The following is a 16,652-nucleotide window of genomic DNA, read 5'->3' on the forward strand; positions in this document are numbered from 1 at the left end:
CCGTATTGCAGGGTCAGCCCGGAGGGATAGCTGAGCCCTTTTAGGCGGCCGTAATTACTGTCGTAGTGGTTGACCGTAACAAAGTCTTCGCCGTCGATGGCGGTGGTGACTTTGTAGGGGCGGCTCAGGGCGTCGTAGCTGTAGCTGCGCGCATAGCTGGCATCGCTGCGGCTCTCCCTCGCGGGCAGGCCTTTGCCGTTGGCGGCACTGTCGTATATCCAGCTGGCTTCCTCTGTGCCATTGACACTGCGGCTGTCTATACGGCCGAGGCGGTCGTAGGTAAAGCTGGTGATATCCAGGTTGCCGTCAACCTCGGTTTCCACTTCGCCAAAGCCGGTATAGGTGAACGATTTAGCCCCCATATTGGGGTCGTCCACCCATTCCTTTTGACCGAGGGCATTGTACTTGGCGGTGATGCGATTGCCGCTGGCATCCTGTAAGACAATGGGATTGCCGGCACCGTCGTAGGCATAGCGGGTAGTGCCGCTTAGGGCATCGACAGTTTCAGTGAGCTGCTGCAGGCCGTTGTAGGTGCGGCTCATCAGGCGGCCATTCACCTGAATACTGGTGGTAAATCCACTGGCCTGTTCGTGGGTGTAGGTTACATCCAGCTGCTGGCCATTGGTCTGGTTCACCGTCTTGTGCAGGGCGCGGCCGAAGGTGTCGTAATCCAGGTAGCGGGTGCCATAACTGGTGCCACTGCTGGCATAGTGCGGTACCGATTCGAACGTGGTCTGGCCCAGGGCGTTATAGGTAACCGTTCGTGCAATCCAGTCGCTGCCGTCGAAGGCTTGAACTTCGGTGCGGATTACGCGGCCGAGCTGATCGTGGTAGGTAATCTGCTCCGGCGTGCCGGACTGCTGCTGAATAGTTTTAAATACCGCACCCGGCGCGCGGCTACAGCCGGAACTACACCATTGCAGGGCAGTATAAATATCCGGTGCGACCTTGAGTCCGAGATCAGATCGATAGGGTGTTGTAACCTTAGTGGCGCGGCCAAAGGCATCGTAACTGTAGCGAGTGGTCAAACCATTGGCATCAGTGACGGAATCCGGTTGGCCGAACCTGGCGTTGGTCTCGGTGGTTACCGTGTGGCCCAGGGCATTTTTAACCGTTTTGGGGAAGTAACCATCGGTGCTAAACGCGGTGGTCTCCGCAACCCGTGTCTGCGCTTCCCCTTCTGCAGAGGTGGTGACCTTGGTGGGCAGGCCGTAATTGTTGTAAACCGTATCCACCTGGGTCCACTTGCCATTAGACGGCGTGGTTTTTACCTGCTTGGGTTTGCGGGCGTTGCTGTCCCACTGCAGGAAATCCACCACTACGGATTGCTGTGTATCCGTATTTGCGGCAATGGCTACCCCTTTGCGGCTCTGGATGGATTTTTTGGTGACCGTCTGCTTTGAGGGCTTATTGATCCACCAGTTGGTCTGATCCGCAGCAGCATATTGGGTATTGGTAGTGGAAACCACAATATGAGAACTGTTGGCCTCCTCATAGCGATTTTCCGCCAACAGCACGTTGCCCCAGGCATCAAAGCTTGTGGTTTGGCTCTGGGTGTACAAATGCGTGCGGCTGTTGCCCGACCTTTTTAGGGTGCGGTGAATCGAACTCTGTTCTTTAGGCCCTACAAAGTAAGGATCATTGGCGGAGACATTCCACGAGTCCGCAAGGGCATCCACCACTGTTGGTGACGAGTGACCACCCTTAAGCCAGAACTGCCATTCAAAAGTGGATTCCTTAAAGGCATTGACGCTGCTGGTATCGGAAGTGCGATCTGCCAGCTCCCATTGACGCTGTTTATGCAGTTTGCCCGCCAGCGGGAATATCTGGTGGAAGTCGGATTGAGCTTCAATATCCGCGGCCAGATCTTCCTCAATAATGCTGTGGAAGCCCTGGAAGCCGCGGCCTTTATTATTAAATACCGCGCCCTTGTAGCGGTATTGCTTTTTGTTCAGGCCACCCAGGCCATTGGACTGGCGGTGTTCTGCCACCACATACATGCTGGAAGTAAACTCGAAGTGATCTTCCTGAACCGAGGAGGATAAGCTATCAAGGTATCCGCCACGCTCGTAAAAGGGTTTTGCACTGGAGTGGTAGCGGTCGTCGCGAGAAGACAAGGGCCGGTAGTGCCATTCATCCCGAGTACCGAAGCCATTTTCTACAGCGATAAGCATATCAGTAGGTTCGTAGCGACTCTCATCGCTCACCGAACCACGATTGCGCAGAATATAAACTCCTTGCGCCTTGCCTGCCATAACGCCACCGGCAGTTTCGATACGACAGTCGTTATCTCCTATGTCACAGCCATAGGCAAAGACAAAGTCCATCAGGCCGTTGCCCGTGGCATCTACCACTGCGGATTGATAAGCAGAGCCCACAATGTCGGAGGTAAAGTATTCGGCCGCAATACTGCCGTTTGATTGCTCAACAAACCGAATGCCATCGAACTGATAAATACCGCGATCAAAGTTACTAGCGGCGATATTATCGTAGGTAGGTGGCTCCAAGTCGTAGGGACGGCGCCAGCCATAGAGATCATCGCCACAAAACTCTTTAAAGTCCTGATAATCAAAACGTGTTTGACAGCTGGTGACCAGGCGCTGCCCGGGGAACAGCAGTTCCGCGCGGCCATCATTATCGGTATCCATCTGCTTGAACGCGCTCATATATTTGGGCGCCCGCACATGTGCAATCGCCGGATCGCCCATACTCACATTGTAGCGATATGACCTGGAGGGAATGGCATCGGGCAAGCCAAGGTCAATCCAGCCAGTCATCTGACGATTGCCTTTATTTAAACGATACTGCAGGTTTTCCCCTGCACCACTCCACTTTAGCCAATCCGTAAGGCCATCGGCATTCATGTCGATAAAGGTGTAGTGATTGATGGTGAGATCATCGACCGTCAGTGCAGGCAGTTCAGTTGTAGCATCCACCGGAACAAAATTGACCGAGGTTCCGTCACTTTCTGCATAGAGAAAATAACTTGGGCGCGGCTGAGGTGCGCTGACAACATCAGCACCAGTAATATTGATCCGGACTTCCGAAACCAGCAGGTCCGGGAGGCCATTGCCATCAACGTCTCCCATAAACTGCACGTCGTACTTAGCGAGCCTTTCTACAATGTGATATTCATAATCAACAATTTCTCTACCATTGTTGATAAAGGCATTGTCGGGATTGCCAGTATGCAAATAGAGGTATAGGAGTTTATTCGTGGGCGCTGCAGGGCCTACATCTCGTAAAATAAAGAGATCCGGCCATCCATCACCGTTATAATCGTCACTGTTAACGATTCGATCGTAGTTTGTTAACGCGATTGATGTACTGCTCCAGATAAAATTACCGGCGCTATCACGCTTAGTGGCAATTTGTAACTGATCACTTTGCCGGCGCCAACCATCGGTTTTACCGTCTTGGTCGATATCTATCTCCGCACACTCATAGCGGCCGGCATAACTATTACGGAAACAATTTTCCTCGCCAGCAATAAAGGTCCCGGTAAGCTCACCCTCCGCAGAGATATGGTATCCGGACCAATCACGTACACCATCGCCGTTAAAATCTCCGCGCGGCAGCGCCTGGTCAATACGGCGGACATCCTGGAGTATGCCTGTTGGCTCTGCCCCATTCTCTTGCCAATTCCCTGCACCAAACTTATAGCCAAACTTCTCCAATAGGTAGGCATTATTACTATCCTGCCAGGTGAAGTTGGTGGGTTCTCCACACTGGAAGAACCCTAGGGCATCGTAACCACACTCAGTAATACTATTTAATAAACTGCGGCTGGAGGCGGCACTTGTGCCGTAGGCGAGCTGATATTCACGCACCGGTAAGCCATCCAAGCTGATCCGTACGCTAGTAAGACGTTGAGTTTGTCGGGTGAGCCCTCCAGCCAAGTACTGCGATGTGCGATCGGGTCTACCACTATAAATAAACTCTATGTGGCGATTACCAACCGTACTGCTGGTTCCTGTGTAATAAATATCCGCTAATTCATACTCCCCAGAACCAAAGCTTTGGTACTCATAGTGAATGGAATTATTACCATTCGCTAAACCATCCTCACGGGATAGAGCCCAGGTAAGCACTTGGGTGCGACCACTGGCAATATGTCGGCTGTTAGTGTTAACACCGTAGTGGCGTACACGGCCGTCCTTCATTTCCACTTTAAAAGAGGTGCCAGAGCTATTAATGGCCCCGCTTTGAATAATACGAGCGAAGGTGTCCAGCTCTGTTCGATACTCGGCGCCAGACTGGCCATAAGTGCCCGCTACCAGGAGCAATCGCTGGCCATCGATGCACAGGCGATCATTGGTAGCATTGTATTGAACACCAATTTTACGGCCATCATGAATTAGGGTTTGAGGGCAGCGACTGATTGCAGACCCCGCGGCCAAACTCCAACCCATCCCCATTGTGCTACTGCCAGACCGGCTGGAATATGCGAAGGATACCGAGGGCATTACATTGTTACGCCCTAGAGGCAGAGTTAGCGGAACTTGATAACTCGCGGCACCACCGCTGACACTACCCTCACCTGCAAGAACCTGAACATTGTGATGACTTGCCAGTGAGGGCTGGATTGTTGCGCTGCCCGGAATGTAAAGCTCCGGAGAAGCGCGTTTGGCCCATCCAGGAGAGCTCGGATCAGGGTCCACATAGTCGTAGCTAACGGCCACGGGATCCGAACATTTCCTGCCCTCTGGAATTAAGTTACAAGCGCGTACATCAAACTGGTATAAACCATAGCCACCTATACGCTGAGTGGTGCCAGTGAGAGTGTCTGTCGCCTGCCATCCTTCCCCGTTTAGCCGGAATTCATAGCCATCATCGTTACCATCGGCAGATCTTATCCAGCTTAAATGCAATTCGCCGCTTAAGTGCTCGACTTTTAATTCGGTAGGAGGTTGCGGTTGAGGGTGAGCAATACGGAGGCTACCAGTACTGACCTCAGGACCGCAGCCTTCGGTATTACATGCACGAATTGCATATTCATAAGTACCATCTGGCTTTGTGATAGGCCCCAATTTCTGCGCTAAGTCTATACCCTGGTAATCAAGCCAAACTTCGTTAAGCTTTTCCCGGTACTCATAATAGTCTACCGGGCCCGTAGGACTACTCCAGGTAATTGTATATTCACCATTTTCCAGATCTCCAGTAACAGCCAAATTGCTAACAGTACTGGGTTTTCGCAATAGCACTATACTCTGACTATCACTCCAATCACTACAGGAATCATACTTATTACAGGCACTATAAATGTAACTGTAATTCCCGTTATTACGGTTGGAAAATACCGCCTTGAGGGCCGGTTCATTGATTTTTTGGAGGGCCCCTGAAGTAACTTCCTTAACGTTATAGTAATCAGTATTGGGCTCCGCCTGCTCCCAGCTTATGGAAATATCGCCAGTATCTGTATCCGCTGAAACTGAAAGTCCTCCTTGGATTTCTGGCTTGGACAAGATTTCTATGGGGGCACTGAGTGCACTCTCACTACCGCACACAATTATTGTAGCGTCATCGCCACCCGGCTCCGGAACTCTATCACAATAGGCAATCGTATACTGGAAGATTCCATCCTCAGTGGGGTTGATGGTAGTGGAAAGCTCATAATTATAAAAATACAGAGTTCCCCCACTGGGGTAGCTGCGGAGCTTACGTATCTCGCCACTTCCCATAGGCCAAGACACAGTGTACTTACTGCCATCACTGTAACTCGGAAGCGTAGGCGCTGTATCGGCACTTGGGTAGGCCACAGTAGTACTTGAGCTGGGACTAGTCGTGCAAGCCCATGAAAATTCATTACAAGCTACAATACGAAAAAGATAATTTCCTTCCTCATACGATTGAATCGTATAAGGTATACTTGTAACAGTATCAATGGTTAGCCAGCCACTACCATTTACAGACTCCTGGATGTTGTAGTGCGTCACCGTGCCAGTAGCTTCCACCCACCGTACGGTAAAATACCCCGTGCTACTTTGACTTGGGACAGTGGGGGCCGATAGACCTGTAGGCTTTTGCCGTACAGTTATATTAGTGCTGTACCCCGAGTAATTTGAGCATGCCCAACTATACCCATTACATGCCCTAATCCGAATATTCCATATCCCGTCTGTTAATCCCGGTATAGTCCCGGAGTTTCCAGCCGCACCCGAAATAGCAATAGCCTCGCCACCACTGCTCTTTTTTAAAATGTCATAATAAGTAGCACTTCCCACGGCATTCCAAGATAGATTCAGACTACCTGTGCTGGTCGTTGCGCCAGGTATTGGCGCAGATGGGGTGGACGGTATAGCCCTCACCACTACATCACTGCTGTAGACACTATAGGCAGAACAAGACCAGCTGTACTGGTTACAGGCGCGCAAACGGAAATCCGTTGTACTATCGGGCAGGCCCGTCACGGTCTTTGACGTACCACTAATGCCGGACTGCACCAAAGAAAGGCTGCCATTGACACGTTTCTGAAGATCGTAATAAGTTGCCTTAGAAACTGAATTCCAAGAGAGACCAACACTTCCACTCGTGCTTGTGCTCGCAGAAAGCGTGGGAGTCGCAGGGGATGACGGTTTGAGGCGGACAATTGCAGTACTACTTACACTGCTATAAGAGGAACAGGCATTGACGTGTGAACAGGCTGCTACTTGGAAGTTCCAATTACCATCAGAAAGGCCTGTGACATAGGCTGAGGTACCAGCGACATTGGTATTTTGATTGACCCAACTACCATTATCCTTCCGTTTCTGTAGCTTATAAAAAGTTGCCCCACTAACCGCACTCCAGGAAACATTAGTACTCGAGGTCGTAATTTGAGTAGATGAAGAGGGCTTGCCAGGGGCTGCCGGAGGCCGGTAAACCTTAACATTAAGCGACGAAAAATTATCCGAAGAGCTAGCGCTAGATACTACAGGTTGAGTTGTTGACTTTGCTACAACCAGTGGAATCGGGCCACCACCACCGCCACCGCCACCATAGCCACGGATTTGATATTGCCACTCGCCGGTGCTCCTTCCCGTAACAGTAAGCTGGTTTTATTGTTGAGCTCCCAATCTCGCTGTAACACACCATTTTTATATTCTTGCAAAACATAGTTGGTGTAGCCACTACTCCAAGTGAGCGTAAAGGTACCTGTAAAGTTCTCTGATGGGCCTCTAAGGTAGAGGAGAGCATGAGCTTGCGAACACCAAAAAAGCACGGCCACATAGATGAAAAAACGCACAATAAAAAAAGAAGCTATAGAATTACGAAACCCCAAAAATAAAGAGAACACGCTACACCCTAAATATTATATTTTTAATAATTGTCACATATGGGACAAAAGATCTATATGCAAAATCCTATAAAGATGCCCTTGAGGGCTGGCATCCATATCAGGTAGTAAGTCAGGGCCAGGAGTGCCCAAATTCAACCATTGAATCATCAGTCATTAGAGAGGGTGTGATACCCATAATCCTCCATAGATTGGCTATGAGGATTTTTCTTAAAGTCACCGTGAAGCAGTCTGCCTAACCTATTTCTAAGCTAATAAACCGCTTATTCTGTTTTTTAACAGCGCTTAATTATTGTTCTATGCCAGTCACAAAAGCCCCATTACCCGAAAAATATTGACATTGAGCGGACGCGAACACTAACTGAATTAGTGGACCAAGTAAATGACGCTCCATTACGCGCTCAGAGCACGCTCATTAAAGTGACTCACCCACAAGGAAAATATGGATGCTCATTGATTGAGGAGGGGATTAATTGATCAACTGGGTTTAATTCAGGTTAATATGACAAAAAACATTCTATTTCATCCTCGCATTCTGACAACCAAGCTGTAACAACTGATGCATGATATACCCTAAGGTTATCCAGAATTAGAGGACTTCACGGCCAGTCTTCTTGATCAATCGCTTGAAGTACGCACAATACGTAGTCAAGCTTGAACTGATCCGACTATTTTTCCATGATTTATTTTTGAAGATTTTTCCTAGTGTTAAGATGCGACTTATACTTTCGGGTCGCCCGCATCTTTTAGGCATTAATATCTTGAAAACACCTACTTTATAAGCATTGATTCAGATTTGCACTATTCGACTGAAAACATCCAAGGTCCGCACAATTTATTTTATAGACTCTGAATTTCCCCAAAGCGTCACAGCGATTCGACGTTTATCCGCCTGGACTCAGGCAGACATTCTTGCGTATTGGTTACAGCTGCTATCAAAGCAACTAATGGTATAGGTCAGGTTGTCTTAGGGATCGCAGCTGCGATATCTATTCTGTTTGTATATTATTCAGGGATGATTGGCTTTAATACATTGGCCTCAGGACAGCTAGAGAAATATAAATTAAATAATGAGTTAGGTTTTTGGCTTGTACTCACACTAGCTTTCCTAATTCCAAGTGCGCTCCTCTTCGGGCTTATTACTGCAATATTAAGTTTGATACCGCAATAAAGCTCGATTCAATTAATGCAGTAGAGACCATAAGGAATCATATAGACCTAACTTTCGCCAACAGCCATTACAATTCAAACAGCGTACATAATTAAACTATCAACAATAAAGAGAGCCAGTTAAACTTAGCTCACTAGTTAATGAATTACAGTGGAATGATAATGAACGAAGCACCTCGCAATCTTTTACACCAGGAAAAATTAGTAGTTCGCTGGGGAGATATGGATGCACTAGGGCATACTAATAACGCCATATACTTCACCTATTTTGAACAGTGTCGTTGCGGCTGGCTAGCGGCTATAAATCGCTCTGGCGCAGTAAGTAGTAATCTAGGCAATGGCCCGGTGTTGTTGAATGCAGCGGCCAGCTTCCATTTGCCATTGATATTTCCTGCCAATATTATTGTCAGTATGTATGGGGGTACTCCCGGGCGCAGTAGTTTCAATAGCTATTATGAAATCAGAGATGCAGATGATACCGATACGCTATACACCACGGGCGAAGCAAAGGTTGTCTGGGTCGACCAGCAAGCTGGAAAATCAGTGCCCGTACCTGAAGACATACGAGCTCTACTACCAAGCAACTAAAATAGAAAGCCCTCAGTGGTGAGGGCTATTTCAAGTGCTTGGCAATACTTTCCATAATTATAACTACGATTTATCTTCATAATTTAACCAAGCTTCTTATTACTGCTATCCTAACATCCAACTATATTTTTTCTTACTCAAGGGTGATGGAATTGGCGGAAAAATTTAATCTTGCTCGATTTGTTGAAGCGCAAAGAAATTCCTATGAGACCGCTCTTGCTGAGTTACAACGTGGAAAAAAGCGTTCCCACTGGATGTGGTATATATTTCCACAAATTGTTGGACTTGGGCATAGCGCTATGGCTCAACAATATGGGGTAAAAACCCTGGGGGAAGCAAAGGCATATCTAGACCATCCCCAGCTAGGTAAAAGGTTGAAGGAGTGCTGCGATACTCTTTTGGAAATACAGGATCGCACAGCACACCAAGTTTTTGGCAGCCCCGATGATATGAAATTAAAGTCCTGCATGACCTTATTTGCATTAGCCTCAGGTAGTGGCAATATATTTGAAAAGGTTCTGCAGAAATATTATCAAGGACAGAAAGATCCTCGAACTCTGGAAATACTGCAAAAACTGCACTGATAATATCCAGAAACTATCATTTTTAAACTAAGCTGTCTGGGTGGCAACCTCTTCCAGCTTATCGCTCCCCAATAGTTTATCCATCACCAGGCAGGCCGTCAGGTCACCAGTGACATTCACCGCAGTCCGGCACATATCCAGAATCCGGTCCACACCGATAATCAAGGCAATTCCCTCTGGGGGAACGCCAATTCCAGCAAGGATAGTCGCAAGAATAACAATGCCCACACCTGGCGTACTGGGCGAGCCGATGGAGGCTCCCACGGTAGTTACCGTCAGCCCCACCAGTTGGGCAGTGCTGAGATCAATTCCGTATACCTGAGTCAGGAATACCGCCGCTATTACCTGATAGAGTGCAGTACCGTCCATATTCACTGTAGCGCCAAGTGGCACAATAAATTTAGTGATTGAGGGTTTCACTCCAAGAGAGCTCTCCGCAGTTCGCATAGATAACGGCATCACTGCCGCGGAGCTGGAAGTGGAAAATGCGAGAAGTTGTACACCGCTAATACGCTGGAGGAATCTCAGCGGTCCGGCTGGGGAAACCAGGGTGACAATTACCAGGTAAAAAACCAATAGGATCAGCAGCCCTAGAATTACCGTGCCAACATAGACTGACATTCCGAGGATTGCGGTCAAGCCAACACGAATGGCGATATCCGCCAATAAACCAAATACGGCAAGGGGCGCAAATAACATGGCCCAGCCGACTATCTTCAGGGCAATCTCCTGAGCTATACCAAAGGCGTAAACTGCCGTTTCACGCTGCTTCTGTGGCAGCAGCATCACGGCAATGCCAGTAAAGATGGCGTAAACCACCAGCTGTAACATATTGCGCATAGCGATGCTTTGGTTCAGGTTGGCTGGTATTAGCTCGGCGATGCGCTCGGGGAGGGGTTTTGGTTCCAGTAACTGTGGAGCGGTAGTTCTGGGTAGTTCGGTTGCTGCAGTGAGCAGCGATTCATCAATATAGTTTCCAGGTTGAATCAACTGGACCAATAGAATGCCGATAATAACGGCAACTGTGGTTGTGGCGATAAAATAGGGCGCTATGCGTAAACCCACCCGCTTTAGCTGGCTCACATTGCCGCTACCACAAAGCCCGAGGATGATAGATGAAACAATCAGGGGAATAACCACCATCTGAATCATATTCAGGAACAGTGCGCCGGGCAGCTTGAACCAACTGGCCAACACTACACTGAGATCCTGATTCACCAGGGCTGCACCTTCCGGGGAAAGCAGTAGGCCCACACCCAACCCCAGAACCATGGCCACCAAGATCTGCATCCACAGGCGCTTTCGAACCAGCAAGCCCAGGGATTCAACCATTCTTATCAGGTAAATATTGGTGCTGTGGTGCATAAATTGAGTACCGGTTTCCAAGTGACTCGTCATCAGTGGAAGAAAAGGGAAGATTATGCCCTTGACCGGAATCCATACGTTTGGGTCAGATCAAGCCCTCGAGAGAAAGTAGCGTATCTTTCCGGGCGATGGTATTTCCACTGATAAAAGATAAAAGGGTAGGAAGTAAAGGTTTCAACTTTATAACCTGCCTGATTTTGGTGCAGCGTTTCAAATATTCATAGTAGTTTTTTGTTGTTGAACTCTATTCAGGTTTCTGTGGTTTTAGGGCCCTGCTGCCGGAGAAATTGCACTGGTTCTGGTTTTTGCCCAGCGCACATCCCCTCTCTCCCTTCAGGCAGTGCAGGATATCGTTTTCCGCTGCGAGATTGGCGCGATAATGAAACCCAAGGATGGCGGGCTTTATCACTATGAGGAGAGACTAGGACACTGTACAAAACCAAGACAATATCCCAATTCTCATGATCTCCACCCCTGGGCGGCACTATGTCACGGTGGCTTCCGGTGTAAATTGCCCGGCTAACAATTGCCTTACCCACTTGTTTAATGGGTCCTGCCCGCTACGAGTGTGCCAGGCGGCGACCACATCAAAGCCAGGTGGCTGCTCACTAATCGGTAAGGTATCCAGGCGCGGATCGGGCAGCAGGCGAGACGGCAGAAAAGCGACCGTATTGGTGGAGGCGATACATTCAGCTGCGGCGGCAAAAGAGGGAACCGACAACACAACATTGCGCTTTAATCCAAACTGCTCGAACCAGCTATCCACCATGCCACGCAAGTCACCGCGGGAAGGCGACACAACCAGTTGGGGAATCTCTGCCAGCTTGTCCAAGCCCAAGGGTTCTCGACTTTCCAGTTGCATCCCTGTATGCCGGCAACACACGCATACGTAGTGCTCACGATATAACAACATGCTGGGGCAGCTATCCGGCACAAAACCTGGTGTACTAAACACCAGATCCACCTCACCGGTTTGCAGCTGCTGGGCCATGCGGTCAATTTCCAGCTTGAGCACCACCACTTTGAGGCCCGGCGCCCGTTCACGCAACTCCTTGAGCAGGGCCGGCAACACCACTCGCTGCTCGAAATCGGTGGCACTGATGGTGAAAATCCCGTGGTGCTCCGCGGGATCGAATTCATCGCCGCGCAAAAGAGCGGCGATATCATTGAGAATACTATCCAGCTTGGGCGCCAGGCGCTCGGCTAGGGGCGTTGGAATAACACCATTGCTGGTTCTAATGAACAGTCGGTCGTCAAATATTTCCCGCAGACGCTTCAGCTGTTCGCTAACTGTCTGCTGGCTAACCCCTAGCTGATCTGCCACCCGCGATAGGTTCAATTCCCGCAAAATGGCCTGCAATAGGCGCAACTGTTTCAGTTCCAGCCTGCCCAGGCGATCAATACCATGATTTCTGCTCAAACCTGTATCACTCACAACTGTTACTTGGTTTTCATTGTATCCATCTGAACCTAGCATTGCCCATAAGACATGATGTATTCGCCATCAACCCTTGGGAGGAAACCACTATGCTGACCGCGACTCTGCACTCATCGCCGAGCCGACTGCTCAAGGCGACAATCAATTACGCAAATACCGATAGTGAATTGGTATACGACCAGCGGCAGGCGGGGCCTGGTCCCACCCACCTGCTCGATCAGGTAAACCCACAACCTATGCCGATTGAGGATGGCCGCACCCTGCAAGTTACGGGGGAAAAATTCAACTTGGATATTCAGGGTTTTGAGCTGGTGAAGCCACAACTAACAATCGACCTACACCAGTTTGACGATGCCCTGTTGGCTCTGGATAACCACGCTGCCGATAGTACAGCGCCAACCGAGCGCGATGATTTAATTCGCCGAGAATGGTATCCGGCTATCGAAACCTGGATAGCAAAACGCCTGGGCGCAGCCCGTGTAATCACCTTCGACCACACCCTGCGGGCACAACCTTCGACAGAGGGACCTACCGAGCAGAGCCGCAGCCGCCGCTCTCCGGTGAAAACGGTACACAATGATTACACGCCTTGGTCCGCAGACAGGCAGCTCCGACAGACCCTACCTGAACACGGATTAAATGCGGCAGATTTCCCTCGCTATAAGTTTATCAATTTATGGCTGCCATTACTGCGCACAGTGGAGGAATCTCCCTTGGCGATGGCAGATTTGCGCAGTGTAGGCGAAGCAGACTTCCACAAGATGCGCCTGATTTACCCTGAGCGGGAGGGGCAGATCTCAGTGATCAGCGCCAACCCAAAGCACCGCTGGATCTGGTTCAGTGATATGCAGCCGGGCGAGGGCCTGCTGCTGCGCGTATTCGATAGCGAGCACCAGGGGCCCGTCACCGGTGTACCCCACACTGCATTTGATCTTCCTGGGAGCTCCGGTGCTCCACGCCGCACCAGTATTGAGCTGCGCACCATCGCCTTATTTAACGATTGAGCACTGAGTTTCGGGGTGAAAAAAACACGACTCCGCATCATTTATTTGAGACCAAGGTATGACCCAAACTTTACTTTCTATCGATCCCCTTACCGGTGAACAGGTCGGCAGTGTAGCAATCAGCGACCGGGATTCCATTTCCGAGAAAGTCGCCAAAGCCAGGGAAGCCCAGATTGGGTGGTCCAACCAATCAATACAGCAACGTGTACAGGCTCTACAACAAGCCTATAAAACACTGCAGCCACTGCAAAGCAACCTGGCACAACTTATCAGCCGTGAAATGGGTAAGGACGCTCGACGTGCAAACTACGAGGCTGGCGGTGCTATTCAGGGTGGCATTTGGCTCGCGGAGGACGCCGGCAAAGCTTTAAGGGAGCGACGCAACGGCGGCAGTGAAATCCAATATCGTCCACTCGGTGTCGTGGCCGTAATTTCCCCCTGGAATTACCCACTGGCCATGGCCAATAACCTACTCGTACCCGCCCTGGTGGCCGGTAACAGTGTAATACTCAAGCCGTCAGAGGAATCCCCGCTGGTAGCAGATCTCCTGGTAAAAACCCTGAATGAAACGCTGCCCGAGGGCATCTTGCAAATCGCCCATGGAGACAGGCACACCGGTGAAGCCCTGGTACAGTCAGATATTAATATGATCGCCTTCACCGGCTCACGGGCAACCGGCCAGAAAATTATGGCTAATGCCGCTCCTGCGCTGAAACGCCTGGTAATGGAACTCGGCGGTAACGATCCCATGATCGTATTGGCCAGTGCCGATATTCAAAAAGCCGCCCAATTTGCGGTGGCCTCCAGCTTCGAGAATGCCGGGCAGATGTGCACTTCCACAGAGCGTATTTATGTGGATGCGAATATTGCCGATCAATTCGAAAAAGCGGTGACTTCCATCGCACGGCAATATCACACCGGAGGCTGGCAGGACCCACAAGCCGATATTGGCCCTCTGGTTAACCAGCGCCAACATCAAAAAGTTGTCGATCATATTCAGGATGCTTTAAAAAAAGGCGCGACGCTGCTGCTTGGAGAAAAAGCACCAAAACCACCCTTTATTCCCCCCACGGTGATTAGCGGAATGCAACCGGGTATGCAGCTGGAGGATGAAGAAACCTTTGGGCCGGTAGTTGCAATCGACCGCTTCACCAATGTGGAAGACGCCATCCAAAGAGCAAACGATTCAGTCTATGGGCTTGGAGCAGTGGTTTTTGGCGGCGCAGATGCCGTACAAGTAGGCAACCGACTGCAAGCCGGCATGATCGGGATTAATCAAGGCGCTGGAGGCACACCCTGGGTCGGAGCAAAGCAAAGTGGTTTCGGTTACCACGGCGGTGCCGACGGTCATCGTCAATTTGCCCAATTAACCGTGATTAATCTGTAAGAATATGTTGAGCGGAATTTGAAGTAATGAGCACAGTAACTTTAACAAAGGCACAGGCAAAGACACCTCAAGAATTATCCAAACTGCCGATTAAAGACTTTTATGTGATTGCCAGGGAACCAGGAGCGGAGCATCCAGCCCTACCCACCTGGGCAACCCACCGGGAAAATCCGGCGTCACTCTCAGGCCATACCCCTTCCAATATAGAAAGACGGGATATCGCCGAAGTACCTGGTGCTTTTCAACTGCTGAATATATTCTCTGCTGAGGAATGCCAACGTCTGATTGATATTACAGAAGCCGTTGGTTACTTACCGGATGCCGCAGTATCTCTCCCTAGGGACGTTCGTCACAATGACAACCTGACCTGGGTTGTGGACGAGAGCACTGAGCGCCTTATTTGGCGACGTGTACAAGATTTAATGCAAGACCCGGAAGGTTATTTTGGCGGACGCGAACCAGTGGGAATAAATCAGCGATTTCGCTTTTATCGCTATGGAACTGGAGATTACTTTAAATTCCATACCGACGGTGCCTGGCCGGGCAGCAGAATTATTGATGGGCAATTAATCGCCAACGGTTACCCGGATCGCTTTAGCGAAATGACTTTCCTGGTGCTGCTTAGCGAGGACTTTGATGGAGGCGCAACCCGCTTTAGGGTTAACCCAGATAATCCACTTCAGCAACCAAGCCGCAGTGCCATTCAGGATATCGACGTGCGCACGCCTGCTGGCTCCGTACTCTGCTTCCCCCACGGAATGCACCCATTACACAGGATACACAGCTCTATGCCCATAGAACGGGGAGTAAAATATATTATTCGTACGGATATTTTATTTCACCAGAATCAATGACCTTCTCACAGGATGGCAAATGGCCTGACCAAGTTTCAGGTTTACTCCTAAATTCAATCAACTGATAGTGATAGGATCACCTGTATATTCGGTGGAGGTCGCCCGTGCCACTGGTCGAACTTTCAACTGACAGTTATCATATTCAATATGTGGCTGCAGAAAAGCCGTAAATTGGTCGGTGGGCGCACTGCTGCTCAGCCAGTTATTAACAAAATCTGTATCCCTTGGGGCGACCATCGGTAGGGATTTCTCATGATAGATTTTTGTGGCCGGGTGAGCATCCAACGTAATAATAGAACAACTTAATATCTCTCCCCAGGTTTTAAATAGTCCACAGAAGAAAAAGGGTTCTCCATAACTAAATTCAACCGGGTTCTTTCCCCGTAGGCTTTCAACCCAAGCAGTCGCAGGAATCAGACAGCGGGATCTCCGGTATTCCGGGCGTTGTTCCAGTTTTTTCCAGTTGCTGTTAATTGACCAATATTTTTTGTGAGGCTTCCACTGATTCCCATCCTTTTCCAGATATAGGTGCCAAATAGCATTTTCCACCTGAGGACGCCCCATCCTCTCTGTGACTATCGACACTTGCTGGGTCGGCCTCCGGCGACGGCTAAAAATAACGCGCTCGGGATGCTGTATTCCATAGATATCAAGAAAACGTTCCATTGCCGCTTGGTTATCAACATCAAAAACACTGCACATGTTCACTACTCTAATCTTTCAACGTTTAACTAAAGATACTATCTTCATTTGACCTCGTTAGATCTAACGCACTTGTAACAATACACACTCGACACAAGGCGAGTTCAAGTTTATAACGCAAATCTATACCTACTCGAATCGATAATCGGTGCACCTATTTTCGTAATGCACAATAGTGATGCTATGTACTTGAAAAATCTCCCCTCACAACCAAACAGTTTATATATACAGTGTTCGCTTTAAAATATACGGCCGTACCAATTTGAGCAAATAACTTCTCTATC

General features: G+C 49.4%; 10 protein-coding genes. 5 read left to right on the top strand and 5 right to left on the bottom strand.

Features of this window, described 5'->3' with window-relative positions; genetic code table 11:
- Positions 1–5,759: SpvB/TcaC N-terminal domain-containing protein (locus ACCI49_RS15950; protein ID WP_371840075.1), on the bottom strand; the 5,759-nt coding region annotated here is incomplete at its 3' end.
- A gap of 1,175 nt (positions 5,760–6,934) precedes the next feature.
- On the bottom strand, positions 6,935–7,276 hold the full coding sequence (locus tag ACCI49_RS15955) for a hypothetical protein (protein WP_371840076.1): 342 nt from the start codon (positions 7,274–7,276) through the stop codon (positions 6,935–6,937).
- A 1,332-nt stretch (positions 7,277–8,608) separates the two neighbouring features.
- On the opposite strand from ACCI49_RS15955, the gene ACCI49_RS15960 reads away from it, so the two are divergent.
- Positions 8,609–9,034, top strand: coding sequence for an acyl-CoA thioesterase (locus ACCI49_RS15960; RefSeq protein ID WP_371840077.1), 426 nt, complete (start codon positions 8,609–8,611; stop codon positions 9,032–9,034).
- Positions 9,035–9,186: 152 nt separating this feature from the next.
- Positions 9,187–9,618 (top strand): DUF1810 domain-containing protein, encoded by a 432-nt coding sequence (locus ACCI49_RS15965; RefSeq protein ID WP_371840078.1) that lies wholly within the window; start codon positions 9,187–9,189, stop codon positions 9,616–9,618.
- 27 nt (positions 9,619–9,645) lie between these two features.
- On the opposite strand, the gene ACCI49_RS15970 is transcribed toward ACCI49_RS15965, so the two are convergent.
- Together ACCI49_RS15970 and ACCI49_RS15975 are read right to left on the bottom strand one after the other, a co-directional pair.
- Positions 9,646–10,983: a dicarboxylate/amino acid:cation symporter gene (locus ACCI49_RS15970; RefSeq protein WP_371840079.1), complete on the bottom strand. Its 1,338-nt coding sequence runs from the start codon at positions 10,981–10,983 to the stop codon at positions 9,646–9,648.
- A gap of 484 nt (positions 10,984–11,467) precedes the next feature.
- Positions 11,468–12,418 carry a LysR family transcriptional regulator gene (locus ACCI49_RS15975; RefSeq protein WP_371840080.1) on the bottom strand — a complete coding sequence of 317 codons (951 nt, stop codon included), beginning with the start codon at positions 12,416–12,418 and terminating at the stop codon, positions 11,468–11,470.
- A 92-nt stretch (positions 12,419–12,510) separates the two neighbouring features.
- Here ACCI49_RS15975 and ACCI49_RS15980 point away from each other — a divergent pair, with 92 nt between their 5' ends.
- Genes ACCI49_RS15980 through ACCI49_RS15990 form a run of 3 tightly spaced genes read left to right on the top strand, consistent with a single transcriptional unit; the run spans position 12,511 to position 15,666 of the window.
- Entirely contained in the window at positions 12,511–13,425 is a 915-nt protein-coding gene (locus tag ACCI49_RS15980) for a CmcJ/NvfI family oxidoreductase (protein WP_371840081.1), read from the top strand.
- A gap of 58 nt (positions 13,426–13,483) precedes the next feature.
- Positions 13,484–14,812 carry an aldehyde dehydrogenase family protein gene (locus tag ACCI49_RS15985; protein WP_371840082.1) on the top strand — a complete coding sequence of 443 codons (1,329 nt, stop codon included), beginning with the start codon at positions 13,484–13,486 and terminating at the stop codon, positions 14,810–14,812.
- Positions 14,813–14,838: 26 nt separating this feature from the next.
- Positions 14,839–15,666: a prolyl hydroxylase family protein gene (locus ACCI49_RS15990; RefSeq protein ID WP_371840083.1), complete on the top strand. Its 828-nt coding sequence runs from the start codon at positions 14,839–14,841 to the stop codon at positions 15,664–15,666.
- Between the two features lie 57 nt (positions 15,667–15,723).
- Here ACCI49_RS15990 and ACCI49_RS15995 read toward each other — a convergent pair whose 3' ends face one another.
- Entirely contained in the window at positions 15,724–16,368 is a 645-nt protein-coding gene (locus tag ACCI49_RS15995) for an SOS response-associated peptidase family protein (RefSeq protein WP_371840084.1), read from the bottom strand.
- Positions 16,369–16,652 lie beyond the last annotated feature (284 nt).

It is taken from the genome of Microbulbifer epialgicus (assembly GCF_041447265.1).
GTDB classification, from domain to species: domain Bacteria; phylum Pseudomonadota; class Gammaproteobacteria; order Pseudomonadales; family Cellvibrionaceae; genus Microbulbifer; species Microbulbifer epialgicus.

Coding starts and splice junctions, on each gene's coding strand:
- ACCI49_RS15960 (WP_371840077.1), top strand. CDS start 8,609: ATGAACGAAGCACCTCGCAATCTTTTACACCAGGAAAAATTAGTAGTT.
- ACCI49_RS15970 (WP_371840079.1), bottom strand. CDS start 10,983: ATGCACCACAGCACCAATATTTACCTGATAAGAATGGTTGAATCCCTG.
- ACCI49_RS15980 (WP_371840081.1), top strand. CDS start 12,511: ATGCTGACCGCGACTCTGCACTCATCGCCGAGCCGACTGCTCAAGGCG.
- ACCI49_RS15985 (WP_371840082.1), top strand. CDS start 13,484: ATGACCCAAACTTTACTTTCTATCGATCCCCTTACCGGTGAACAGGTC.
- ACCI49_RS15990 (WP_371840083.1), top strand. CDS start 14,839: ATGAGCACAGTAACTTTAACAAAGGCACAGGCAAAGACACCTCAAGAA.
- ACCI49_RS15995 (WP_371840084.1), bottom strand. CDS start 16,368: ATGTGCAGTGTTTTTGATGTTGATAACCAAGCGGCAATGGAACGTTTT.